The sequence below is a fragment of the Roseibium aggregatum genome, from assembly GCF_014692675.1.
Lineage (GTDB): Bacteria > Pseudomonadota > Alphaproteobacteria > Rhizobiales > Stappiaceae > Roseibium > Roseibium aggregatum_C.
This window is the reverse complement of record NZ_JABFCZ010000002.1, coordinates 83,427-107,320: the sequence shown is the minus strand read 5'-3', so window position 1 is coordinate 107,320 and position 23,894 is coordinate 83,427. Positions and strand designations below refer to the sequence as shown.

Annotated in this window: 21 protein-coding genes; 10 read left to right on the top strand and 11 right to left on the bottom strand. The window is 63.8% G+C overall.

Going from position 1 to position 23,894, the window contains the following annotated elements; translation table 11 throughout:
• The first annotated feature begins 9 nt into the window (after positions 1-9).
• The 10 genes from HK439_RS01670 (at position 10) to HK439_RS01625 (ending at position 10,414) form a co-directional block, all read left to right on the top strand.
• Positions 10-990 carry a TRAP transporter substrate-binding protein gene (locus tag HK439_RS01670; protein WP_190289630.1) on the top strand — a complete coding sequence of 327 codons (981 nt, stop codon included), beginning with the start codon at positions 10-12 and terminating at the stop codon, positions 988-990.
• Positions 991-1,284: 294 nt separating this feature from the next.
• Positions 1,285-1,797 (top strand): TRAP transporter small permease, encoded by a 513-nt coding sequence (locus HK439_RS01665; protein WP_209011509.1) that lies wholly within the window; start codon positions 1,285-1,287, stop codon positions 1,795-1,797.
• An 11-nt stretch (positions 1,798-1,808) separates the two neighbouring features.
• On the top strand, positions 1,809-3,089 hold the full coding sequence (locus tag HK439_RS01660) for a TRAP transporter large permease (protein WP_190289628.1): 1,281 nt from the start codon (positions 1,809-1,811) through the stop codon (positions 3,087-3,089).
• Positions 3,090-3,098: 9 nt separating this feature from the next.
• The gene (locus HK439_RS01655) at positions 3,099-3,428 is read left to right on the top strand and encodes a cupin domain-containing protein (RefSeq protein ID WP_190289627.1); all 330 of its coding nucleotides are present in this window, start codon (positions 3,099-3,101) and stop codon (positions 3,426-3,428) included.
• A 24-nt stretch (positions 3,429-3,452) separates the two neighbouring features.
• Positions 3,453-4,277, top strand: a complete 825-nt coding sequence (gene kduI / locus HK439_RS01650) for a 5-dehydro-4-deoxy-D-glucuronate isomerase (RefSeq protein ID WP_190289626.1) — start codon at positions 3,453-3,455, stop codon at positions 4,275-4,277.
• A complete protein-coding gene (kduD, locus tag HK439_RS01645) occupies positions 4,274-5,002 on the top strand; it encodes a 2-dehydro-3-deoxy-D-gluconate 5-dehydrogenase KduD (protein ID WP_190289625.1) in 729 nt (242 codons plus the stop codon). The genes kduI and kduD overlap by 4 nt, the downstream gene beginning before the upstream one ends.
• Positions 4,974-6,449, top strand: coding sequence for a mannitol dehydrogenase family protein (locus HK439_RS01640; protein ID WP_190289624.1), 1,476 nt, complete (start codon positions 4,974-4,976; stop codon positions 6,447-6,449). Before kduD ends, HK439_RS01640 begins: the two co-directional genes overlap by 29 nt.
• Complete coding sequence (gene uxuA, locus HK439_RS01635; protein WP_190289623.1) at positions 6,446-7,627, top strand: mannonate dehydratase; 1,182 nt, start codon at positions 6,446-6,448, stop codon at positions 7,625-7,627. The genes HK439_RS01640 and uxuA overlap by 4 nt, the downstream gene beginning before the upstream one ends.
• Positions 7,627-9,156, top strand: coding sequence for a UxaA family hydrolase (locus HK439_RS01630; protein WP_190289622.1), 1,530 nt, complete (start codon positions 7,627-7,629; stop codon positions 9,154-9,156). Before uxuA ends, HK439_RS01630 begins: the two co-directional genes overlap by 1 nt.
• 322 nt (positions 9,157-9,478) lie before the next feature.
• Entirely contained in the window at positions 9,479-10,414 is a 936-nt protein-coding gene (locus HK439_RS01625; protein ID WP_190289621.1) for a DMT family transporter, read from the top strand.
• A 4-nt stretch (positions 10,415-10,418) separates the two neighbouring features.
• Here HK439_RS01625 and HK439_RS01620 read toward each other — a convergent pair whose 3' ends face one another.
• The 11 genes from HK439_RS01620 to HK439_RS01570 form a co-directional block, all read right to left on the bottom strand.
• Positions 10,419-11,342 (bottom strand): MBL fold metallo-hydrolase, encoded by a 924-nt coding sequence (locus HK439_RS01620; protein ID WP_190289620.1) that lies wholly within the window; start codon positions 11,340-11,342, stop codon positions 10,419-10,421.
• Positions 11,343-11,462: 120 nt separating this feature from the next.
• Complete coding sequence (locus HK439_RS01615) at positions 11,463-13,082, bottom strand: AMP-binding protein (RefSeq protein WP_190289619.1); 1,620 nt, start codon at positions 13,080-13,082, stop codon at positions 11,463-11,465.
• 110 nt (positions 13,083-13,192) lie between these two features.
• The gene (locus HK439_RS01610) at positions 13,193-14,827 is read right to left on the bottom strand and encodes a long-chain-fatty-acid--CoA ligase (RefSeq protein ID WP_190289618.1); all 1,635 of its coding nucleotides are present in this window, start codon (positions 14,825-14,827) and stop codon (positions 13,193-13,195) included.
• A 473-nt stretch (positions 14,828-15,300) separates the two neighbouring features.
• On the bottom strand, positions 15,301-15,825 hold the full coding sequence (locus tag HK439_RS01605; RefSeq protein WP_190289617.1) for an NADH-quinone oxidoreductase subunit B family protein: 525 nt from the start codon (positions 15,823-15,825) through the stop codon (positions 15,301-15,303).
• 7 nt (positions 15,826-15,832) lie between these two features.
• Complete coding sequence (locus HK439_RS01600; protein ID WP_190289616.1) at positions 15,833-17,347, bottom strand: NADH-quinone oxidoreductase subunit C; 1,515 nt, start codon at positions 17,345-17,347, stop codon at positions 15,833-15,835.
• Between the two features lie 19 nt (positions 17,348-17,366).
• Positions 17,367-18,818 carry a hydrogenase 4 subunit F gene (locus HK439_RS01595; RefSeq protein ID WP_190289615.1) on the bottom strand — a complete coding sequence of 484 codons (1,452 nt, stop codon included), beginning with the start codon at positions 18,816-18,818 and terminating at the stop codon, positions 17,367-17,369.
• Complete coding sequence (locus HK439_RS01590; protein ID WP_190289614.1) at positions 18,815-19,477, bottom strand: hydrogenase-4 component E; 663 nt, start codon at positions 19,475-19,477, stop codon at positions 18,815-18,817. Before HK439_RS01590 ends, HK439_RS01595 begins: the two co-directional genes overlap by 4 nt.
• Entirely contained in the window at positions 19,478-20,434 is a 957-nt protein-coding gene (locus HK439_RS01585; RefSeq protein ID WP_190289613.1) for a respiratory chain complex I subunit 1 family protein, read from the bottom strand. It lies immediately after the preceding gene.
• Positions 20,425-22,446 (bottom strand): hydrogenase 4 subunit B, encoded by a 2,022-nt coding sequence (gene hyfB, locus HK439_RS01580; protein WP_190289612.1) that lies wholly within the window; start codon positions 22,444-22,446, stop codon positions 20,425-20,427. Before hyfB ends, HK439_RS01585 begins: the two co-directional genes overlap by 10 nt.
• A complete protein-coding gene (locus tag HK439_RS01575) occupies positions 22,433-22,753 on the bottom strand; it encodes a helix-turn-helix transcriptional regulator (protein WP_190289611.1) in 321 nt (106 codons plus the stop codon). The genes hyfB and HK439_RS01575 overlap by 14 nt, the downstream gene beginning before the upstream one ends.
• A gap of 201 nt (positions 22,754-22,954) precedes the next feature.
• Positions 22,955-23,887: a fumarylacetoacetate hydrolase family protein gene (locus tag HK439_RS01570; protein WP_190289610.1), complete on the bottom strand. Its 933-nt coding sequence runs from the start codon at positions 23,885-23,887 to the stop codon at positions 22,955-22,957.
• Positions 23,888-23,894 lie beyond the last annotated feature (7 nt).

Genomic DNA, 23,894 nt, shown 5'->3' with positions numbered 1-23,894 from the left:
AGGAAAGTCATGAAACCGGTAAAAACCCTGGCCGCAGCGCTCCTGGCGAGCGTGGCCTTTGCAACGACGGCGATGGCCTGCGAAATAACCCTTCGGTCTTCGGATACCCATCCGGACGGCTATCCGACGGTCGAGGCCGTCAAATACATGGGCAAGCTCGTGGAAGAGCGCACCGACGGCCGCATTTGCGTCGAGGTGTTCCATTCCGCACAGCTCGGCGAGGAAAAGGACACCATCGAACAGACCAAGTTCGGCGTCATCGACCTGAACCGCGTCTCCATGGGACCGTTCAACAACCTGGTGGAAGAAACCAAGGTCGTCTCTCTGCCCTATATCTTCAAGTCGGTCGAGCACATGCACCACGTCATGGACGGCCCGATCGGCGACGAGATCCTGGCGGCCTTTGAACCGCACGGCTATGTGGGTCTTGCCTTCTATGACGGCGGCTCGCGCAGCTTCTACAACAAGGTCAAGCCGATCAAATCGATCGACGACCTGAAGGGCATGAAGGTGCGCGTCATGCAGTCCGACATCTTCGTCGACATGATGTCCGCCCTTGGCGCCAACGCCACGCCCATGCCCTATGGCGAGGTCTATTCGGCGATCCAGACCGGCGTCATCGACGGTGCGGAAAACAACTGGCCGTCCTTCGAGTCCTCCGGTCACTACGAAGTCGCCGGCTACTACACCCTCGACGAACACCTGATCGTTCCGGAAGTGCTGGTCATGTCCAAGATCTCCTGGGACAAGCTGTCACCGGAAGACCAGGCGACCGTCCGTCAGGCAGCCCGGGAATCCGTGCCGGAAATGCGCAAGATGTGGGTCGCTCGTGAAAAGGCGTCCGAAGACAAGGTGCTTGCAGCCGGTGTCGAGGTCATCACCCAGATCGACAAGGAGCCGTTCATGGCAGCCATGGATTCGGTCTACGAAAAGCACGTGACCTCCGACAAGCTGAAAGACCTGGTCGCCCGCATCCGCGCGACCGACTGACGGCAGGCCCTGGTGTCATGTGCTCCACCAAACTTCCCTTCACCGGAATCGCGGGGTTTGCACATCACCGACCGCCTTGCCGGTCAGCCGTAGCGAGTGGATTGCCCGGACTTCGCCGGGCAATGGCCCCGGAGGGGGAATGACAGGATCTCCCCAGCCACCGTCATCACCCGGCGCAGTCCGGGTGATCCAATCCACCTCGCAGCAAACCGGAAAGGCGGAATGAGGGTACCCACTCCCGCGGCGGCCTATTCGCCGCGGGCCCCATTTTCGGAGACGATCGTGCAGGACAGTATGAAATTCATCGCGCGGATCACCGGCCGGATCGCGCGTCTCGCCTTGTGGCTGGCCGGAGCGGGCCTGATCCTGATGACCGCCTTCATCTCGGCGCAGGTCTTCTTCCGCTACGTGCTGAATGACTCCATCGTCTGGAGCGAGCCGGCGGCCGTCATCCTGATGGGCTGGTTCATTTTTCTCGGTGCCGCCGTGGGCATTCGCGAAGGCTATCATCTGAGCTTCGATGTGCTGCTCTATTTCCTGCCCGAAAACATCAAGCTCTGGCTCTATAGCATTTCCGACCTTGTCGTGATCGCCTTCGGTACCGGCATGGTCTGGTTCGGCTCTGAACTCGCCCGCTCCGCCTGGGACGTCAAGTTGCCGTCCCTGGGCGTTTCCGGTGCCGTCGACTTCCTGCCGCTCGTCGGCGGCGGTGTCCTGGTCGTGCTGTTTTCCGTCGAACGCCTGGCCCGGCGTCTGGCCGGCCTGCCCACCGCCCGCTTCGGCGAAACCGATCTCGTGGAAGAGTAACAGGGAATAACATGGAAACCTTCGTCCTGTTCGGAACCTTCGCATTCCTGCTCCTGATCGGAACACCCGTCGCCTTCTGCCTCGGGGTCGCTTCCTTCGCCACGGTTCTCTATATCGGCCTGCCTCCGGTCGTCGTCTTCCAGCGCCTGAATTCCGGTGTCTCGGTGTTCGCGCTGATGGCCATCCCGTTCTTCATCTTTGCCGGGGAACTCATGGTGCGCGGCGACATCGCGCGGCGCCTCGTGGCGCTTGCCGGCGCCCTGGTCGGCAACATGCGCGGCGGCCTCGGCCAGGTGAACATCGCCGCCTCCCTGCTCTTCGGCGGTATTTCCGGCTCCGCAGCGGCGGATGCAACCGCGATCGGCGGGCTGATGATCCCGCAGATGGAAAAGAAGGGCTACAGCGTCGAATACGGCGTCAACATCACCGTGACCTCGGCCATCATCGCGCTGATGATCCCGCCGTCCCACAACATGATCATCTATTCGATCTCCGCCGGCGGGCGGCTCTCCATCGCAGACCTGTTCACCGCCGGTATCCTGCCGGGCATCATTCTGGCAATTTCCCTGATGGTGACCGCCTGGTTCGTCGCCAAGAAGGCGGGCTACCCGACCGAGTCCTTCCCCGGTTGGGCGATGGTCGGCGCGATGTTCGTCAATGCCATTCCGGGCATCCTGCTGATCGCGATCATCTTCGGCGGCGTCCGCTCCGGCATTTTCACCGCATCCGAAAGCTCTTGCATCGCCGCGGTCTATGCGCTGGCTGTCACCGTCCTCGCCTACCGCACCATGAACTGGCAAGGTTTCGTGGAGGCGACCAAGGCCGCCGTGCGGACGACGGCCATGGTGCTGCTGGTAATCGGCTGCGCGGCCTCGTTCGGCTGGCTGCTGGCCTTCCTGCGCATTCCAGCCGAGCTTGTGAACTTCCTGAAGCACGTGTCGGACAACCCGCTGGTGATCCTGCTGATGCTCAACATCGTGCTCCTGATCCTCGGCACCTTCATGGACATGTCGCCGCTGATCGTGATCACCACGCCGATCTTCCTGCCGGTTGCCACCGCCTTCGGCGTCGACCCGATCCATTTCGGCGTGATCCTGGTGCTGAACCTGGGGATCGGTCTTTGTACGCCACCTGTCGGCACGGTGCTCTTCGTCGGCTGCGCGGTCGGCCGGATCTCCGACTGGCAGGCAATCCGCACGATCTGGCCCTTCTACGGCGCAGCCGTCTTCACCCTGCTGTTGGTGACTTACATACCCTTCCTGTCCCTCTGGCTGCCATCCCTGTTCCACTGAGGTTTTCCGATGAAGACAGATGCCAGCCGCCTGAAAACCTACCCGGAAGTCGCCGCGGATCCGGGCGTCCTCCGCCAGGTCCTGAGCGAAAGCCCGGAGCTGATGGTCGTCTCCTTCCGCTTTGAAGAAGGCGCTGAAGGCAGGCTGCACAACCACCCTCATGTGCAATCGACCTACGTGCAGTCGGGCCGCTTTGCCTTCACCGTGGCCGGCGAGGACATCGAGGTCGGACCGGGGGACAGCTTCGTCATTCCGTCGAACGCGATGCACGGCTGCCGCTGCCTGGAACCGGGCACCCTGATCGATACGTTCACGCCCCGGCGTGACGATTTCCTGTAACCCAACTTGAAAAGAGGCTCGAACATGCTGACCGTCGAAACCCGTCACGCTATCGACCCGAACAGCACGAAGGCGCTCGATACCGATGGGCTGCGCTCACATTTTCTAGTCGAGGGCCTGTTCAAGTCCGGTGAAATCCGCCTGACCTACACCCATTACGACCGCATGATCGTCGGCGCCGCCGTCCCGGACGGCAAGGATCTCGTCCTCGATGAGGTGAAGGAATGCGGCACGAAAACCATTCTCGACCGGCGAGAAATGGCGGTCGTCAACATCGGTGAGGACGGCACCGTCGGCGCCGGCGGCGAGACCTACAGCCTCGGCCATGGGGATGTACTTTATGTTCCCATGGGCTCCGGCCCGGTCACCTTCTCAGGCAAGGGCCGCTATTATATCACCTCGGCCCCGGCGCACCGGGCCTTCCCCGCCCGCCTGATCCGGCTAGAGGATGCCAAGAAGATGCGCCTGGGCGCGTCGGAAACGGCGAACGAACGCACCATCAACCAGTTCGTCCACCCGGAAGTGATGGAGTCCTGCCAGCTCGTGCTCGGCTACACCCAATTCCACGGCGGCTCGGTCTGGAACACCATGCCCGCCCACGTGCATGACCGGCGCATGGAAGCCTATTGCTATTTCGACATGGCGCCCGACACCCGGGTCTTCCACTTCATGGGCAAGCCGGATGAAACCCGCCACATCGTCATGAAAAACGAGGAAGCGGTGGTCTCCCCGCCCTGGTCGATCCATTGCGGAGCGGGAACCGGCAGCTATACCTTCATCTGGGCCATGGCCGGTGACAATATCGACTACCGGGACATGGATATGGTTGCGATGGAGGATTTGCGTTGAACCCGTTTTCTCTGGAAGGAAAGACCGCGCTCGTCACGGGCGCCAATACCGGTATCGGTCAGGCGATCGCCGTGGCACTCGGACGGGCCGGAGCAGCCGTCATCTGCGCCGGTCGCCGGTCCTGTGCGGAAACCGTGAGCCAGATCCGGACCGCGAAGGAACTCATCCTCGACCTGTCGGACCCGATGGCGGCGAAAGACGTCTTTTCCGCGGAACCGGTCGACATCCTGGTCAACAACGCCGGGATCATCCGTCGGGCGGATGCGGTCGACTTCACCGAGGCCGACTGGGATGCGGTCATGGACGTCAACCTGAAGGCCGCCTTCTTCACCTGCCAAGCCTTCGGCAAGGCCGTCCTGGACCGTGGCGGCTCGGGCAAGATCGTCAACATCGCCTCCGTGCTCTCCTTCCAGGGCGGCATCCGCGTGCCTTCCTACACCGCCGCCAAACACGGGCTTGCGGGCCTCACCAAGCTTCTCGCCAACGAATGGGCAGCGAAGGGCATCAACGTGAACGCCATCGCGCCGGGCTATATCGCCACCAACAACACCGAGGCCCTGCGCAACGATCCCGACCGCAACCAGGCGATCCTCGACCGCATTCCGGCAGGCCGCTGGGGCGAGCCTGGCGACATCGGCGAGGCGGCCGTCTTCCTCGCTTCGCCTGCCGCAAAATACATTCACGGCACCATCCTCAATGTGGACGGAGGCTGGCTTGCCCGCTGAACTGCAAAAAGTCCTGCCCAGACTTCATCGATCTTCCGCACCGAAGCCGGAACCCGGCATCGTGCATCTGGGGCTCGGCGCCTTCTTCCGCGCCTTCGGCGCCATCTATATCGAGGACGCGGTGAAAACCTCCGGCGGCGATTGGGGCATCATCGGTGTCAGCCTGCGAAGCCCTGACACCCGCGACCGGCTCGCGCCCCAGGACTGGGCTTATACCTCCGTCGAACTTGGGTCTGAGGGCGAAAAGCTGCGCCAGGTGGAAATTGTCCGCGAGGTTCTGGTTGCCCCGGAGGACCCGCAAGCGGTCCTTGACCGGATGTCCGACCCGGCGATCCGGATTGTCAGCCTCACCGTCACCGAAAAGGGCTACTGCCACGATCCGGCAACGGGTAAGCTCAATCCGACCCATCCCGACATCCTGCACGATCTGGAAAATCCCCTTCCCGTCTCCGCTCCCGGGTTTCTGGTCCGGGCTCTTCAGCGGCGGCGCGCCGCGGGCCAGCTCCCGTTTACGGTCCTGACATGCGACAACCTCCCTGGGAACGGCATGCTGGTCCGCGGCATCGTGCTCGACTTCGCAAGGAAGCTCGATCCGGCGCTCGCCGACTGGATCGAGACGGAAGGGCGGTTTCCCTCCACCATGGTCGACCGGATCACGCCTGCGACCAAGCCTGAAGACATCGACCGGCTTGCGGAAACAACCGGTGTCCTCGACGAAGCGCCGGTGCTTCACGAGCCCTTCCGCCAATGGGTCGTGGAAGACGACTTCGTGCCCGGTTACGGCGACAACGCAAGGCCTGATCTGGCTGCATCCGGCGTGGAGATGGTCGAGGATGTCACGCCCTACGAGCACATGAAGCTCAGGATGCTGAACGGCACCCATTCCTCGCTTGCCTATCTGGGCTATCTGGCCGGCCACGAAACCATAGCCGAAACGGTCGCCGACCCGGTCTTTGCCATCTTCGTCAACCGGTTGTGGCGGGAGGAGATCATGCCCTCCTTCGCCCCGCCGGCGGGCATCGATCTCGGCGACTACGCGAAAGCGCTGTTCGATCGCTACGCCAATCCGGCGATCCGGCACCGCACCTGGCAGATCGCCATGGACGGCAGCCAGAAACTGCCTCAGCGCATTCTGGGGACGATTGCCGATGATCTCAGAGCAACACGTCCCTGCCCCGGCCTGATCCTCGCCGTCGCGGCCTGGATGCGCTATGTCGGCGGCATCGACGAGAAAGGCCAGGCGATCGAGGTCAGGGATCCCCTGGCAGAGCGCCTGCGCGCGCTGTCCGTCGGCGCGTATACACCGGAGGCAAAGGTGGCGGCCCTGCTTTCGGTCCGCGAAATCTTCGATGCCGACCTGGCTGAACACCTTGCCGGCCCGGTCACCCGGGCCTATCGCACCCTGCTGGAGCTTGGAACCCGCAAGGCGCTGGAGACACTTGCATGAAGGAAAGCTGGCGCTGGTACGGCCCCCTGGACAGGATTGAACTGAGCGAAATCGCCCAGACCGGAGCGGGCGGCATCGTCACCGCCCTGCATGAAATTCCCTACGGCGAAGTCTGGACCCGGGAAGCGATTGCCGCGCGCAAGGCGGCGGTCATCGAGGCCGGGTTCGAATGGACCGTGGTGGAAAGCCTGCCGATCCACGAGCGCATCAAGCGTAGCGACGGCGACCTGTCGGAGCTTTTTGCCAATTACCGCCAGTCGATGGCCAATCTGGCCGCCGAGGGCATGACTACCATCTGCTACAACTTCATGCCGCTGCTCGACTGGACGCGCACGGACCTTGCCGCGCCGGTCGCGCGCGGCGGCACCTGCCTGCGCTTCTCGGCCACCAAGATGGCCGCCCTCGAACTCTTCATGGTGGAGCGGGAGGAAGCGGTGAACGACTATCCCGACTGCGTCGTCCATGAGGCGAAACGCTGGTTCGATACCTCATCGGAAGCAGACCGGGCGGAGCTGATGCATGCGGTGATGGCGGGCCTGCCCGGCGCCTATGACCGCTACGACGTTGAGGGCCTGAAGACCGCGCTGAAGCTCTATGAGGATATCGGTCAGTTGGAGTTGCGCGGCCATCTGAAACGCTTCCTGGACGAGGTCATTCCGGCCGCGGAAGATCTCGGGATGCGGTTCTGCATTCATCCGGACGACCCGCCCCGCGATATTCTCGGCCTGCCCCGTATCGTTTCCGATGCCGACGACATCGGCTGGATCCTGGAGGCGCACGACAGTCCGGCGAACGGCCTGACGCTCTGCGCCGGCTCTCTCGGCGCCAATCCGGCAAACGACGTTCCGGCCATTGCCCGCCGGTTCGCCGACCGGATCCATTTCGCGCACCTGCGAAATGTGAAAAAGGACGCGGACGGGTCCTTCGAGGAAGCCGCCCACCTTGCCGGCGATACGGATATGGTGGATCTTGTCGCCGCCCTTCTGGAGGAGGAAGGCCGCCGCCGCGAAGCGGGACGCCCCGATCGGGAAATCCCCTTCCGCCCGGATCACGGCCACGAGCTTCTGGGAGACGGCGAACGCGGAACCCACCCCGGTTACCCCCTGATCGGCCGCATGCGCGGGCTGGCCGAGCTGCGCGGCGTGATCGCGGGCCTGACCTACAAACGAGTTGCCTGATGACCGAAGCCGGACCGATTACGCTTCACCCTTCCGATACCGTTGCCATCCTGCCGTCGAAAGTGGCGAAGGGCAGCGATCCGCTGAACACAGGCAACCCGTTGCCCGTGGCGGTCGCCGGCGGCCACAAGATTGCCCGCGCGGCCCATCGGGTCGGCGACAGCATCGTCAAATACGGCCAGATCATCGGTACGGCGACGCAGGCCATAGCCCCCGGCGATCATGTCCATACCCACAATTGCGCGTTTTCCGCCCATGACCAGGACTATCAGATCGGCGTGGATCTGGACGCCGCCCGCGCCGCGATCCCGCAAGCCGCCCCGCGAACCTTCATGGGCTACCGTCGGGAGAACGGCCAGGTCGGCACCCGCAACTACATCGCGCTCTGCGCCACGGTGAACTGCTCGGCGACCGTCATCCGCCGGGCCGCCTTCGAGCTGGAGAATTCCGGCGCGCTCGAGCCTTATGAAAATGTCGACGGCGTCGTCGCCTTCGCCCACGGCACCGGCTGCGGCATGGCGGCGAGCGGCCGCGGTTTCGAAATGCTCCAGCGCGTGCTCTGGGGCCATGCCACCCATCCGAACGTGGGCGCCGCCGTCTTCGTCGGTCTCGGCTGCGAGACCATGCAGGTCGCCCGCATGAAGGCGGTCTACGGTGACGACCGGGCCGACCGCTTCCACGGGCTGACCATCCAGGACACCGGCGGCACCCGCGCCACCATCGAGGCGATCAAGGCCTTGGTGCTGGAACTTTTGCCGGAGGTGAACCGGATCAGCCGCACCCCCTGCCCGGCCTCCGATCTCAAGGTCGCCCTGCAATGCGGCGGCTCGGACGGCTATTCAGGGATCACCGCCAATCCGGCGCTTGGGGCCGCTTCGGATCTTCTGGTCGCCCTTGGCGGCACGGCCATTCTCGCTGAAACGCCGGAGATCTACGGTGCGGAACAGCTGCTCCTGCGCCGGGCGGTGAACGACGACGTCGCGCAGAAGCTTATCGGCCAGATCCGCTGGTGGGAGCGCTACACGGAAATGAACGACGGCAGCATGGACAACAACCCGAGCCCCGGCAACAAGGCCGGCGGGTTGACCACCATCCTGGAAAAGTCGCTGGGGGCCGCTGCCAAGGGCGGCGCGACGCCGCTTGCCGCCGTCTACGACTATGCCGAACAGGTGAACGCGCCCGGCTTCGTGTTCATGGACACGCCCGGATACGACCCCGTTTCCGTCACCGGCCAGATCGCCGGCGGGGCCCAGGTCACCGTCTTCACCACCGGCCGGGGCTCCGCCTTCGGCTCCAAGCCCGCCCCGACCCTCAAGCTCGCCACCAACGAGGCCCTGTTCAACGCCATGCCCGACGACATGGACATCAACTGCGGCGATATTCTCACCAGGGGCGTGCCCGTTGCCGACAAGGGCGCCGAAATCCTCGACCGGCTCCTGGCCCTTGCCTCCGGCGAGAAGAGCAAGTCCGAACTCCTCGGCCTCGGCGACCATGAATTCGTCCCCTGGCAGGTCGGTGCGGTGATGTGAGGGTGACACCGCCTTGCCCTACCCTCAGTGTCGTCCCTGCGAAGGTAGGGACCCAGTACTCCGTGAGGCTGGTTGCTTGAACCGAAAGGTCTCGGCGTACTGGATCCCGGCTCTCCGCTTGCGCTCCGGCCGGGATGACAACCGGGTGCGTAGGCAGTGTACTGCCAAACCATTCACCACCAACCGTACCGTTTCCGCCGTTCCGCGCCTGTACAAGGTTCCTCTTCCCCGATAATCAGACCAGACGCCTCCTAGGCAGCCCTAATCCCCATCCCGCCCTTGTTGCTCCGGCGGCGGGCGGATATCCGGAGACAGAGACGGAATGAACGGCAAGACCTCCGCCGACTGGAAGCCCTATGTCGCCCTGCTCTTCATGCCGCTGTTTTTTACGTCAAACCTGATCTTCGGCCGGGCGGCGACTTCCGCGGTAGAGCCCTGGACGCTGGCCTTTCTGCGCTGGACGTTCGCCTTCCTGCTGCTCCTGCCCTTTACCGGCATGGACATCCTGCGCCATGCGAAGCTGCTCAAGGCCCAGTGGAAGACCGTCACCCTGCTCGGGCTGCTCGGCATGTGGATCTGCGGGGCGCTGGTCTATTACGCGCTGCATTTCACCACGGCGACCAACGCGACGCTGATCTACACCTCGTCGCCGATCCTGATCCTGCTGATGGAATGGATCTTCCGCGGCCGGCGCATGGGGCTGAGGGAAAGCATCGGCGTGTGCTTCGCCATGGCCGGGGTCGTGCTGATCATCGTCAAGGGCAGCCTGGCGGTTCTCTTAGGCCTTTCCTTCAACGCGGGCGACCTGATTATCGGCTTCTGCGCCCTGAGCTGGGCAGGCTATTCGGTGCTTCTGAAGCGCAGTGTCTTTGCGGAAGTGCCGACGCTCACGCTTTTTGCCGTCGTTGCGGGTGCCGGCGCCCTCACCCTGCTTCCCTTCATGGTCTGGGAAGTCGCGGTCCGTGAGGCCTTTCCGACAAGTTTCGAGGCGTGGCGGTCGATCGCCGGCATCGTCCTCTTCGCCTCACTGGCGGCCTTCTCGCTGTTCCAGTACGGCATCAAGACCGTCGGCCCGTCGGTAACCGGCCTGTTCATGTACCTGCTGCCGCCCTATGGCGTGCTGATGGCCGTGGTCTTCCTGGGCGAAGACTTGCAACCCTATCATTTCGCGGGCTTCTTCCTGGTCATGGGCGGCCTGATCCTGGCGACGGCGCCAATCGATCTCCTGCGCCGCCTCAAGACCAGGATTGCAGGCTAGACGCCTACTCCCATTCCATTTCAGTGAACACCTGCTGGGCGTTGCGCTTGGCAAGCGTGTCGAAATTCTCCAGGTGGGAAAAGGCCGACTGGTCGACATCGACCGAGCCGATGATGTCACCGCCGTCATCGATATGGGCGCGGATCTTCTCGCGCAGATTGGCGAGATAGTCATAGGTATCGGCCTTGGCCCTCGCCAGCGTCGTCGGATCGCCGTGCCCCGGCACGACGTGTTTCGGATCCAGCGCTTCCATGGCTTCGAAAGAGGCCATCCAGCCGGCCGAATTCGACATTTCCAGCACGCCGAGCAGGCGCTCGGTGAAGACGATATCTCCGGCAAAGGCGACCCCGTCGTCCGGTAGCCAGACGAAACTGTCGCCCGGCGTGTGGGCAGGCCCCGCATGGACGATCCGGATCTCCCGGCCGCCGACGAAAATGGTCAGATCTTCAGCGAAGGTCTCCAGTGCGTAGACCGGCTCGGTGCCCTTCAGGCTGTCGCCGATCAGTTGCGACAGCATGGTCTGTTCCAGGGAGGCCCGCGCCTTCTGGTCCTCAACCGCTGCTTCGGAGGCGATCAGGCGCGCGCCTTGGGCGGCCCAGTAGCTGTTGCCGAGCCAGCGGTGATCCTGGCCGCCGGTGTTGATCACCACCTTCACCGGCTGATCGGTTATGGCCTCGACCGCCGCTTCGATTTCCTCCGCGCCCTTGTAGCTACCGCCGGCATCCACGAGCACGACCCCGTCCTCGGTCACGATCACGCCGAAAGTGGCGTTGTTGGCGAAATTTTCCGGCGAGCGCTGGCCCTTGTCGCCGACCAGCGCATAGACGGTATCGGTCACCCTGACCGTTTTCAGACCGGCCAGAGCCGGCCCCGACAGAACGATAAGCAGAGCGCCGACAGCGGCGGCAAACATCTTCGACAGCTTCATTCCCGCGCTTTCCTCCAGCGAACTTTCATTAAATTGAAAGTCGCCTCTGAAAGCCGCCCGGTCAATCCGGGCAGACAATCGGCCGCATAGGGATAAACCCGGACCTGTCGCGGTCCTCCCTCACGCATCCTCTTTCTGCATCTCCACGGCCTGCTGGCGCAGGGCGAATTTCTGCACCTTGCCGGTGGCCGTGCGCGGCAGTTCCCGGAAGATGATCCGGCGCGGCAGCTTGAAGCCGGCCAGGTGGTCCCGGCAGAAGGCGATGATGTCCTCTTCGGACGGAGCGTCCCCTTCCGCATCGTTCAGCTGGATGAAGGCCCAGGGCGTCTCGCCCCATTTGGGATGGGGAGCTGCCACCACGGCCGCCAGCAGCACACGCGGATGCCGATGCAGGACGCTTTCCACCTCCAGGCTGGAGACGTTCTCGCCGCCGGTGATGATGATGTCCTTGGCCCGGTCGCGGATTTCCATGGCCCCGTCTGGATGAACGACGGCCAAATCGCCGGTGTGGAACATGCCGCCCTCGAACGCAATCGAGGTCGCCACCGGGTCCGCGTGATAGCCGCCCATGATCGACGGTCCGGCCAGCATGATCTCGCCCATGTCGATCCCGTCCTGGGTGACCGGCGTCCCGTCGGAGCGTTTGACCTCGACACGGATGCCTGAGGGCAGACCGTGCCCCTGGCGCGCGGAAAAGGCCGCCCGGACCGCGGCCGATTCCTGTTCGATCACCGGGTCGGGCAGCATGCCGGTCGCCGGACCGTAACTTTCCGTCAGGCCGTAAAGATGAACGAGACTGAAGCCGAGCGCATCCATGCGCTCGATCAGGGCCGAGGTCGGAGCCGCCCCGCCCGTGGCCACGCGCACCGGGCGCTCCGGGCGGAAATCAGCCTGTTTCTCAAGCCGTTCCAGCATCATGTAGAGAACAACCGGTGCACAGGCCATATTGGTGACGCCGAAGTCCTTGAGGGCTGCGACGATCTCGCCCGGATCGACCCCTTCCAGGCACACATGGGTGCCGCCCGCCGCCGTCACCGCCCATGTGTGGCACCAGCCGTTGCAGTGGAACATGGGCAGGGTCCAGAGATACGTCACCGTACGGTCGAAGCCGAGCGCCAGGTTGTTGTTGAGTGCGTTGATGTAGGCGCCGCGGTGGTGATAGATCACGCCCTTCGGTGAACCGGTGGTGCCGGACGTATAGTTGATGGCGATCGGCTGCCACTCGCTCTTCACCCGCTCCATGAACGGCCAGTCGGCGACCATCCCTTTCCCGTCCAGCAGATCGAGGGCCTCACCCGGTCCTTCCTCGTCCTCCGGGCGCAGGCAGTAGAGCGGAACATCGCCGCAGGCTTCGGCAACCTGATCCACACACGCCTTGTCGGCGATCACCGCCTGTGCACTGCAGTGGTCGAGAATGTAGCGGATCGTCTCCACGTCGAGACGGGTGTTGATGGTGTTGAGGACAGCGCCCAGCATGGGCACGGCGAAATGGGCGGCGAGCATTTCCGGCCGGTTGGCGGAAACGATCGACACCGTATCGCCCGGCCCGATGCCGCGCTCTTCCAGGGCGCCCGCCATGCGCCGGACGAGATCGCCGAATTCCCGATAGGTCCAGCGGCGTTCGCCATGGGCAACGGCGAGCTTGTCCGCATAAACGATGATCGACCGGTCCAGCAGTGAAAGCGGCGACAGCGGCACGCCATTGGCCGCATTCGGCTCGACTGTGGACGGTAAACGCATGGGAAAACTCCTGATTGGAACGATATGAACCTGGGCAAGCGTGTCAACAGACGGCCGGCCCGAAGGCCGGCCGAAACACGTCTACAGGGTAGAAAGTCGACCGATTCCGATCAACCTGCCTCAGGTAATGAGTGATCGGCGTAGATCTGCCTCAACGTCAGCTTCGAGACCTTGCCGGTCGCCGTCAGCGGCAGCGTGTCGACGAAAATCACGTCGTCGGGCACCTGCCACTTGGCGAGGCCCTTGGCCAGATGGGCCAGGATCTCCTCCTTGTCCGGCTTCGCCCCTTCGGCGGGCACGACGATCAGCAGCGGCCGCTCGTCCCACTTCGGATGAGGCACCGCGATCACGGCGCAATTGGCCACATCGGGATGAGCGATCGCCATGTTTTCCAGATCGATGGAACTGATCCATTCGCCACCCGACTTGATCAGGTCTTTCGCCCGGTCGGTGATGGTCAGGAACCCGTCCGGGCTGATGGAGGCGACATCGCCAGTGCGGAACCAGCCTTCCGCGTCGAACGCGGCTTCCGAAGCCTCCTGATTGTTGAAATAGCCGGAAACGATTGTGTTGCCGCGCACGAAGAGCTCGCCGGTCGCAACTCCGTCATGGGGCTGGCGCTGGCCATTTGCATCGACGATTTTCAGTTCGACGCCGAAGGTGCGCCGCCCCTGGGTCGACTTCAGGTCGATCTGCTTTTCCTTCGGCAGATCGGTCAACGGCGGCGCGAGCGAGCCTTGCGTCCCGATCGGGCTCATTTCGGTCATGCCCCAGGCATGGCAGACGGAGACGTTCAGGTCCTCGAACGCCTCGATCATGCTGCGCGGCGCGGCCGATCCACCGATGATCACCTCGCCGAACCCTTCGGGAATACGACCGTGCTTCCGGATTTCGGCAAGCAGGCCGAGCCAGACCGTGGGCACGCCCCAGGCGGAGAACACCTTCTGCTCGTCCATCAGCTTGAACAGGCTTGCCCCGTCCAATTGGGGGCCGGGAAACACGATCGACGCCCCGGTGAGCGGAGCCGCGTAGGGCAATCCCCAGGCGTTGACGTGGAACAGGGGCACGACGGGAAGAATTCTCCGGCCCGGGCGCAGGCATTCGAGGAACGAGACACCGGCCATCAGGGCATGCATCACCGTGGAGCGGTGGGTATAGAGCGCGCCTTTAGGATGGCCCGTCGTACCGGAGGTATAACAGAGGCTCGACGCGGTCTCCTCGGGAAACTCGGGCCACTCGTAGTCACCGGTTTCCGGCTCAACGAGGTCCTCGTAGCAGAGCGCCCCCGGCAGTTTCGTCTCGGGCATGTGCGCCCGGTCGGTCATGATGATGAAGCGCAGACCCTTCGGCAGATGATCCAGGATCGCCTCCACCAGCGGCACAAAGGTCAGGTCCAGGCATAAGATCCTGTCTTCCGCATGGGAGACGATGTAGCTCATCTGCTCCACCGAAAGCCGCGGATTGATCGTGTGGCAGACGGCGCCGATGCCGGAAATCGCATAGTAGAGTTCGAAATGGCGGTAGCCGTTCCAGCCAAGGGTTGCGATGCGTTGGCCCGGCGTCACGCCGAGGCGCAACAGCGCCTGCGCCAGCTTGCGGGACCGTAGAGCCGCGTCCTTGTAGGTATACCGATGAATGCCCCCCTCAACCGTGGCCGAAACGATTTCCGCGCTGCCGTGCACGTCCTCCGCGAAGGTCAGGATATCGGCGATCCTGAGCGGACGGTTCATCATCATGCCTTGCATGTTTTTGTCTCACTCCCTGCCGCCCGCGCCCGGTCGTGACACCTGAGCGCCCTCCGGCGGCTGTTCCTCCTCATTCGTGCCGCCCGCGGCTCTCTTTGGAGCCTGTCTTTCCTTCCGGACGGCAGATGCATAGTGCCAAGGCTTCGCGCGTTCCTGCAAGCACTTCGTGCAGAAACATCAACGGGATAGGGACGACGCGAAATCCGCGTAAGGCACCGCTCTGTCTCCCGCCCATATTTAGTGGCCAAACATGCGCAGCTTCCTTGGCAAAATGCCGGCCCATACCAACGCCGTCACCCCGGCCCTGAGCCGGGGCCTACCCATTTCCAGAGCTAAGAAATCGGCTTGCCGGACTTGCGGCAGCGCCCGAACCATTCTTGCTTCTTTGAAGCGTGGACAAGCGAGTGGGTCCCGGATCTCCGCTGCGCTTTGTCCGGGATGACGGATTGTGTGTGGGGCTAGGCGGCGGCCCGTCAGGACGCCGCTTTTCCGCCCTGCAGCAGGGCCAGCATGCCGGCGAGGATCTTCACCGGTGGTGGCGGGCAGCCGGGGATGTGCAGGTCGACGGGAATGACCTCCGAGACGCCGCCGACCACGGCATAGCTACCGGCAAAGCAGCCGCCGTCGAGGGCGCAGTCGCCGACGGCGACGACCCATTTGGGCGCTGGCGTGGCGTCATAGGTCCGCTTCAGCGCCTCGCGCATGTTCTTCGTCACCGGACCAGTGACCATCAGCACATCCGCATGACGCGGCGAGGCGACGAAGCGAAGGCCGAAGCGGTCGATGTCGTAAAAGGCGTTGTTGAGCGCGTGGATTTCCAATTCGCAGCCGTTGCAGGAGCCGGCGTCGACCTCGCGGATCGACAGGCTGCGCCCGAGGCTCTGCCGCGCCTGTTTCCCGAGCGTCTCGGCCAGTTCGATCATCGCCGCCTCATCCACCGTCGGCGGCGCTTCGGTCAGGGTCGGTGTGATCAGGCTTTCGAGCAGGAGCTTGCGCATGGTGAACCTACAGATCGTGACCGGAATAGGAGCAGTTGAACGACTTGTTGCACAACGGGAAGTCGGCAATGATGTTGCCCTCGATCACTGCTTCCAGCAGCGGCCACTGGAACCAGGACGGATCGCGCATGTGACAGCGCTCGATCAGTCCGTCGCTGCCGATCCTGAGCCAGACCAGGATATCTCCGCGGAAGCCTTCCACGAGCGCCAGGCCGTCGCAGGGGCTTGAAACCGCCTTCAGCTCTGTAAAAACAGCACCTTGCGGCATTTTGCTCAGGATCTGCTCGATCAGAGACAGGCTCTGCTCCGCTTCCCGGATCCGGATCCAGACACGGGCATCCACATCACCCGCATCCAGAACCGGCACCTCGAAGGAAAGCCGGTCATAGGGCGGGTAGCCCAGCGCGTGCCGGGCGTCGAAGCTCCGTCCCGACGCCCGTCCAACGAACCCGCCGGCACCGAAGCGTTTGGCAAGAGCGGGATCCAGCCGGCCGGTGGAAACGGTCCGGTCCTGGAGGGAAGCCGTGTTGTCGTAAAGGTTGACCAGAGCCGGAAAGCGCTGGCGGATTTCGGCGAGCATGCTCTGGATCGCGGCGATCCCCTCACCGCTCAGATCAACGGCGACGCCGCCGGGAACGATCAGGTCGCGCATCAGCCGGTGACCGAAGGCGGCATCAGAAGCCCGCAGGACCCGCTCCCTGAGAACGCCGCAATGGGCATGCATCAGCGCAAAGGCGGCATCGTTGCAGACCGCGCCGAAGTCGCCCAGATGATTGGCCAGCCGTTCCAGTTCGGCCATCAGCGCCCGCTGCCAGACCGCGCGTTCCGGCACGTCCGCCCCCAGCGCGTCTTCGGCAGCGCGCGCCAAGGCAAGCCCATAGGCGACCGTGCTGTCGCCGGAGGTTCTGGCGGCAAGGCGAGCTGCTTCGCCGAGGTTCTTGCCGGCCATCAGCCCCTCGATCCCCTTGTGCACGTAGCCGAGCCGTTCTTCGAGACGAACCACCGCCTCGCCGTTACCGGTGAAGCGGAAATGGCCCGGTTCGATGATGCCTGCGTGGACCGGGCCGACCGGAACCTGATGCAACCCCTCACCCTCGACCGGCAGGAAACCGTAGGCATCCCCCTCGCCCGCGTCCGGCGTGGCCGCACCGAGCGGCCGGCGCAGGCTCCAGCGGCCATGGTCGAGCCAGGGCCGTTCGTCGGGACAGTCGCGTGGCGTCAGACCGAACAGGTCCCGCGCCGCCCGCTCCAGCCGCTGTGCGGCGGCATGGTGCTGGCCGACCGAGGGATAGCTGCCATTCGGACAGGCAAGTGCGAGGACGGCGATCTCGTTCGTCGCCTCGTCAAGCACCGCCATGCGGATCGTGCCCGTGTCGCCCCAAAGGCCGAGCAGGACCGCCGTTTCGCCGCCAAGCGCCTCGGCCACCTGCGTCCATTCGGCCTCGTCGACCTCATGGCTCTGCCAGGCGTGTTCGGTGCCGGCTTCAGTCGGTTTCAGGATCGAGGTCCAGAAGACTGTCATGATCGGCTTCTCCCCTCCCTCACCCGAGTATACCGGCAATGTGCTGGAACCAGCCCACCAGCGCCGACGGCAGATAGAGGCCGGCGGCCAGCACCAGCGCCAGATGCGCAAACAGCGGCACGTAGGACGCCTGGGCCGGCGCTGTGCTGCCCGTCGGCTCGCCGAAGGCGATGCCGGTGACGCGCAGGAGCAGCGCACCGAAGGCGACCAGAAGGCCGAAGACCAGCGGAATGGCCAGGAGCGGCTGGACCGCGAAGGTCGAGCTCACGATCAGGAATTCGCTCATGAAGATGCCCATCGGCGGCAGGCCGGCAATGGCGACCACCCCGACCAGCAGCCCCCAGCCGAGCGCCGGATGGCTCTCCGTCAGGCCGCGAAGCTCGGATATCCGCTGGGTACCCTTGACCTGCGCCACATGACCGACTGCGTAGAAGATCGCCGACTTGGTCAGGCTGTGCATCACCATGTGCAGAAGCCCGGCAAAATTGGCGAGCGGCCCGCCAAGACCGAACGCGAAGACGATGATGCCCATGTGCTCGATGGAGGAATAGGCGAACAGCCGTTTGATGTCGCGCCTCCGGTAAAGCATGAAGGCGGCGAAGATCAGCGACAACAGCCCCAGGGTCATCATCAGCGGACCGGGACCGATGGCGTCCGGATTGGCTGCCAGCAGGATCTTGAACCGCAGGACCGCATAAAGCGCGACGTTCAGGAGCAGGCCGGAGAGCACCGCAGAGATCGGTGTCGGACCTTCGGCATGGGCATCGGGCAGCCAGGCATGGAGCGGCGCGAGGCCGACCTTGGTGCCGTAGCCGAGCATCAGGAAGATGAATGCGAGATTGAGCAGCGCCGGATCGAAGACGGCGGCATGTTCCACCAGCAGCGTCCAAATCATGGCGTCGTCGCCCTCGCCGATATGTGGGCGCGCGGCAAGATAGACGAGGATCGTGCCAAACAGGGCGAAGGCGATGCCGACGCTGCCGAGCAGGAAATACTTCCACGCCGCTTCCAGCGCCTCATGGGTGCGGTAGATGCCGACCATCATCACCGTAGTTAGCGTGGCAAGTTCCACCGCCACCCACATCAGGCCGATGTTGTTGGCCACGAACGCCAGGTTCATGCCGAACATCATGATCTGGTACATGGCGTGGTAGAAGCGCAGATTGGCCGGCGTCAGCCGCCCGGTCTCCAGTTCGTGGGCGATGTAGCTGGCGCTGAACAGGCTGGCGGTGAAGCCGACGAAGGTGTTCAGCACGATAAAGACGATGTTGAGATCGTCGACGAACAGATAAGTCCCGGTTTCCGGCCGTTTCGTTACGAACAGCGACAGGGCCGCGAGCAGCGTCAGCAGGCTGGCAAGCACGTTGAGCCGCGCCGCTATCCGGTAGCCCGGCAGCGCGGCAAGAACCGCGGCGGCAACGACCGGAATGACGAGAACGGCGATCTCCGGCTGGAACGGAATGGCGATCATCGGCGCTCTCCCCTGAAACTGTCCAGCGCGCCGACATCCACCGTGTCGAACCGCTCTCGGATGCGGAACAGGAAGATGCCGATGACGATAAAGGCGATGACGATGGAAAAGGCGACGCTGATCTCGACGACCAGCGGCATGCCGCGCGCGCCGGTCGCCGCCAGGATGAGGCCGTTTTCAAGGGACATGAAGCCGATCACCTGACTGACCGCGTTGCGGCGCGTGACCATGACCAGAAGGCCGAGCAGCAGCACCGACAGGGCGAAGGAGAGATCTTCCCGCGCCAGCGGATCGGCCTCCGGCGTGATCCGCAGGATCACCACCATGGACAGCGCGACGAGCCCCATGCCGGCGAGCATGGTCGGACCGATGCCGACGACGGTCTCGATATCCCGGTGAATGCCGAGCCGGCGCACGATCCGGTGCAGCACCAGCGGAATGACCACCGCCTTGAACCCGAGCGCGATTGCCGCGGTGACATAAAGATGCGGCGCATGCTGGACCTGCGCCTGCCAGGCGACCGACAGGGTGAGAACCAGCGCATGCAGCGCATAGACGTTGATCAGGGCGGAGAGCCGGTCCTGGTAGAGCATCATGAAACTGACCAGCACCAGTCCGCCGGCGAGAAGATGTGCAATGTCAAAGCTGAGACTGGTCATTCAGAGGCTCCTCGAAACGAACAGCAGCAGCGTGCCCAGCAGACCGAGCATGAGCGCAGCACCAAGGAAATCCGGCACGCGGAAAACGCGCATCTTGGCGATGCTGGTTTCGAACACGGCCAAGAGCACCGCACCGACTGCAATCTTGGCGACATAGGCGACCGCACCGATCAGATAGTCCACAAGGCCCGCTCCGGGTGCAGCAATGCCCCAGGGGATGAAGATGCAGCCGATCAGCGACAGGTAGAGCACCAGTTTCAGGGAAGACGCGAACTCGATCATGGCGAGGTGACGGCCGGAGTATTCCAGCACCATCGCCTCGTGCACCATGGTCAGTTCCAGGTGGGTCGCCGGATTGTCGACCGGGATGCGGGCGTTTTCGGCGATCGCCACCATGATCAGCGCCACCAGCGCCATACCGAGCGACACCCGCAGACCCACCTCCGGCGAACTCATCAGCGCGGCAACGGTGGAAAGCTGGGTCGACCCTGCGACGAGCGCCAGGGAGAAGACCGTCAGCAGCATGGCGGGCTCGGCCAGCGAGGCGATCATCATTTCCCGGCTGGAACCGATGCCGCCGAAGCTGGTGCCGATATCCATGCCGGCGAGCGCAAGAAAGAACCGGCCGAAGCCGAGCAGCGCGATAATGGCAATGAGATCAGCGGTCCAGCTGAACAGGAGACCACCGCCGAAGGTCGGCACAAGCGCCGCCGCAACCCAGGTGGAGGCAAAGACCAGATAGGGCACGACCCGGAACAGCCACGAGGCGTTGTCGGCCAGCACCGCCTCCTTGCGCAGGAGCCGGATCAGGTCCCGGTAGGGCTGGATGACGGACGCACCCTGGCGGCGGGTCAAACGTGCCTTGATCTTGCGCACGAAGCCCGTAAGCAGCGGCGCCAGCAAGAGCACCACGGCCATCTGGAGACCCTGAATGAGGAGCGCGCGGATCAGGTCCATAGGGCAAGCACCAGAAGAAGGGTGACGAGGGCGAGGAAGACGAGGCTCAGATACTGCCGGATGGTGAGGAACTGCAGGCGGTTGAGCCGTACGGCGGCGAAGGCGATCCCGACTGAGATCGGCGTGTAGATCCAGTCCCAGGCCAGATCGCGCACCTCAATGGTCAGCCGCGCGGCGCGCAGATCTCCGGGTGGCGGCATGTCGACGGTTTCCCGCGCCCGGAACACCAGCGAGCCGAACACGCGGCGAACCGGCTGGGCGAAGCTGCTTGCCGAATATTGCGTCTGCGGCCGGGGATCGGGGAACCCGCAATCCCAGGCGGCACTGCGCCGGACCCGGCGGGATGCGAAATTATGGACGGCGAAGGCCGCACCCCACCCGGCAATGGCGATGAACAGGAAGACGAGCAAGCCGTTATAGGAGCTGCGCGTTTCCGCGATCGGCGCGATCGTCAGCCAAGGCAGATGCGCCTGGGACGGAAGGCTACCGCCCACGAAGGCATGCGTGACCGGTGCAAGTCCGTCGATGACGAAACCCGGCAGGATGCCGGCGGCAAGGCACAGGGCGGCGAGCACGAACATTGCCAACAGCGAGAACCGGTCAACCTCACCAGCCTTCGCGGCCACATCGGAGCGAGCCCGGCCCAGGAAGGTGATACCGAAGGCGCGGACGAAACAGGCCGCAGCGAGCGCCGCCGACAGGGCGAGCAGACCGCCAACGGCGGGAACGATGATCTTCAGCCCCCACTGGGGCAGTTCCGGGCTTTGCAGGATCGCCTGGAAGGTCAGCCATTCCGATACGAAGCCGTTGAGCGGCGGCAGGGCCGAAATCGCCACGCAGCCGATCAGGAAGGCGAAGCTCGTATAAGGCATGCGGTGGATCAGTCCGCCGAGCTTTTCCATGTCGCGCTCACCGGTGGCATTGATCACCGCCCCTGCCCCGAAGAACAGCAGGCTCTTGAAGACCGAGTGATTGAGGATGTGGAACAGGGCCGCGGTAAAGGCGAGTGCTGCCGCCAGACCCATACCGCCGGACCGGAAGGCAAGCGCCAGCCCGAGGCTGACGAAGATGACGCCGATATTCTCGATGGTCGAACAGGCAAGCAGCCGCTTCAGGTCCGTTTCCATCAGCGCGTAGAGGATACCGAGGGCCGCGGTGATGCCGCCAAGCATGATCAGCACCGCGCTCGACCACCAGGCGGGTTCGCCCAGAAGGTCGAACACCACGCGGATGAAGCCGTAGATCGCGACCTTGGTCATGACGCCGCTCATCAGCGCGGAGACGTGACTGGGTGCTGCCGGATGAGCGAGAGGCAGCCAGACATGCAGCGGCACCAGCCCGGCCTTGGACCCCGCACCCAGCAGCATCAGGACGAAGACGATGGCGACCACCATTGGCCCGTGCGGCATATCCCGAATCGTGTCGAAACCGTAGCCGCCCGCAGGACCCGCCAGCAGGCCGAAGGCCAGCAACAGGGACAGGGTGCCGAAGCTTGCCATCACCAGATAGATGAAACCGGCGCGCAGGCTGGCTTGCGACCGGTGATGTGACACCACCAGCGCCCAGGAGGCAAGCGACATGAACTCCCAGGAAAGCAGGAAGGCGAAGGCGTCGTCGGCCAGCACGACCAGGTTCATGCAGGCGAGGAAGGCGGCGAAGAACGGCAGCACCCGGTGCGGTGCCTCCTCGTGCCGGCCGTAGCCGAGGCCGTAGAGACTGGCCATCGCGCCGCCGAAATTCACCACGCCCAGGAATAGCGCCGACAGGCTATCGAGCTTGAAACTGGCACCGATCCACGGCAGCCCGATCGGCAGGGTCGTTTTCAGAACTGTGCCGGGCGCAGAGATGAGGTGGAGCCCCAACATCACCAGCATGGCAGCGGAAAGAACAAACGTCGCCGTATAAACCAGATTGCTTGCAGCCGCGGAGCGGCCCAGCGCGACGGCTGCGACCGCCACGATCAGGAGGCCGGCGACACCCCACAGAAAGAAGGAGACGTCAATCGTCGCCATGTCCTTCTCCCGGATTGGCTCCCTCCCCGGAGCCCGTTGTTGAGTTCCTCGCCGGATCGAAATCCGGCTTCAGCCGTACTCCGCGTCCGCCCTTGTCGCTGACCGCCCCTTCGGCGATCAATTCGATACCGGCCTTTTCAAGACCTGCGATCAGCTTCATCAGCGAATCCACGTTGCCGCGAATGACCGACTCGCTTGCTTCCATGCGCTGAATGGTCGGAACCGACAGACTGGACAATTCGGCAAGCGTGCGCTGATCGATACCGAGCAGCGCCCGTGCGGCACGCAATTGTGAAGACGTGATCACCTGTTTGCCCCTGAATCGGTTCTGAAACCTGACTATTGAGGCTGATGATATCCTTATAAAAGGATATAGGTCAATAAGTGATGTTTCATACATCATTATTGGTGCTAAAAACAGAAAACATCCGGATAGTTCTCACCACCCGGATGTTGTCAAATGCGTCTCATTAATCAGATCCGAACGGCGCATTCGGTCCCGGCTTGCTCAGGCCTGCACCCGGACCCGGTTGCGCAGGAGGCCGATGCCCTCGACTTCCAGTTCGACCACATCGCCATCCTTCAGGAATTCGAACCGCTCCAGGCCGCAACCATCGTTGACCGTGCCGGAACCGATGATCTCGCCCGGATGGAGCGTTTCGTCCTCGGAGATAAAGGCGATCATGTCATCGAAGCCGTGGATCATCGGCGCCATGGTGGTGTCGGTCACCACCCGGCCGTTGATCCGCGCCACCGTTTTCAGGGCCCGGGGATCGGGGATTTCGTCGCGGGTGACGATGACCGGGCCGAAGGCATTGCCGGCATCAAAACTCTTGCCCTTGGCCGGACCGAGCCAGCCGGCCATTTCCCGGATCTGCGCGTCGCGGGCGGAGAAATCGTTGAAGATCGTGTAGCCGAAGACGTGATCGAAGGCGTCCTCACGCGCAATGTTCTTGCCGCCCTTGCCGATAACGGCGGCAACCTCAAGCTCGTAGTCCATGTAACGGGAATAGCGCGGCCACAGAACCTCGTCGTCCGGCCCCGCGACGGAGAACCGGTTGGTGATGTAGAAGATCGGCTGCTTGCGATAGATCTCCGCAACTTCTCCTTCCGCCGGGCCCGGATCGGGCTCACCCGCCAGTTCGGCGAGCAGGCGCTGCATACCCTGGGGCGCATTGGCGATATGACGCGGAAAGGTCGAGGCATCGCGGATTTGCGCCGGGCATGGCAGGGGTGCCAGCAGTCGCGCATTTTCCGGCGCCATGACCGCAGCGGCCTGTTCCGCGGTGCGGGCCGCTTCAAGCCCCGCCTCGCCCGCCTCGATCAGTGCCTGCATGGAGACAAGCCTCGGATCGCCGGAGGCCGTCAGGTCGGCGATCCCATTAACCGTGACGGCGCCGAGACGCGAGCCATCGCCGGCGGTGAATGTCGCAAGTTTCATCTGGATG

Coding starts and splice junctions, on each gene's coding strand:
- HK439_RS01670 (WP_190289630.1), top strand. CDS start 10: ATGAAACCGGTAAAAACCCTGGCCGCAGCGCTCCTGGCGAGCGTGGCC.
- HK439_RS01665 (WP_209011509.1), top strand. CDS start 1,285: ATGAAATTCATCGCGCGGATCACCGGCCGGATCGCGCGTCTCGCCTTG.
- HK439_RS01660 (WP_190289628.1), top strand. CDS start 1,809: ATGGAAACCTTCGTCCTGTTCGGAACCTTCGCATTCCTGCTCCTGATC.
- HK439_RS01655 (WP_190289627.1), top strand. CDS start 3,099: ATGAAGACAGATGCCAGCCGCCTGAAAACCTACCCGGAAGTCGCCGCG.
- kduI (WP_190289626.1), top strand. CDS start 3,453: ATGCTGACCGTCGAAACCCGTCACGCTATCGACCCGAACAGCACGAAG.
- HK439_RS01640 (WP_190289624.1), top strand. CDS start 4,974: ATGTGGACGGAGGCTGGCTTGCCCGCTGAACTGCAAAAAGTCCTGCCC.
- uxuA (WP_190289623.1), top strand. CDS start 6,446: ATGAAGGAAAGCTGGCGCTGGTACGGCCCCCTGGACAGGATTGAACTG.
- HK439_RS01630 (WP_190289622.1), top strand. CDS start 7,627: ATGACCGAAGCCGGACCGATTACGCTTCACCCTTCCGATACCGTTGCC.
- HK439_RS01625 (WP_190289621.1), top strand. CDS start 9,479: ATGAACGGCAAGACCTCCGCCGACTGGAAGCCCTATGTCGCCCTGCTC.
- HK439_RS01620 (WP_190289620.1), bottom strand. CDS start 11,342: ATGAAGCTGTCGAAGATGTTTGCCGCCGCTGTCGGCGCTCTGCTTATC.
- HK439_RS01615 (WP_190289619.1), bottom strand. CDS start 13,082: ATGCGTTTACCGTCCACAGTCGAGCCGAATGCGGCCAATGGCGTGCCG.
- HK439_RS01610 (WP_190289618.1), bottom strand. CDS start 14,827: ATGCAAGGCATGATGATGAACCGTCCGCTCAGGATCGCCGATATCCTG.
- HK439_RS01605 (WP_190289617.1), bottom strand. CDS start 15,825: ATGCGCAAGCTCCTGCTCGAAAGCCTGATCACACCGACCCTGACCGAA.
- HK439_RS01600 (WP_190289616.1), bottom strand. CDS start 17,347: ATGACAGTCTTCTGGACCTCGATCCTGAAACCGACTGAAGCCGGCACC.
- HK439_RS01595 (WP_190289615.1), bottom strand. CDS start 18,818: ATGATCGCCATTCCGTTCCAGCCGGAGATCGCCGTTCTCGTCATTCCG.
- HK439_RS01590 (WP_190289614.1), bottom strand. CDS start 19,477: ATGACCAGTCTCAGCTTTGACATTGCACATCTTCTCGCCGGCGGACTG.
- HK439_RS01585 (WP_190289613.1), bottom strand. CDS start 20,434: ATGGACCTGATCCGCGCGCTCCTCATTCAGGGTCTCCAGATGGCCGTG.
- hyfB (WP_190289612.1), bottom strand. CDS start 22,446: ATGGCGACGATTGACGTCTCCTTCTTTCTGTGGGGTGTCGCCGGCCTC.
- HK439_RS01570 (WP_190289610.1), bottom strand. CDS start 23,887: ATGAAACTTGCGACATTCACCGCCGGCGATGGCTCGCGTCTCGGCGCC.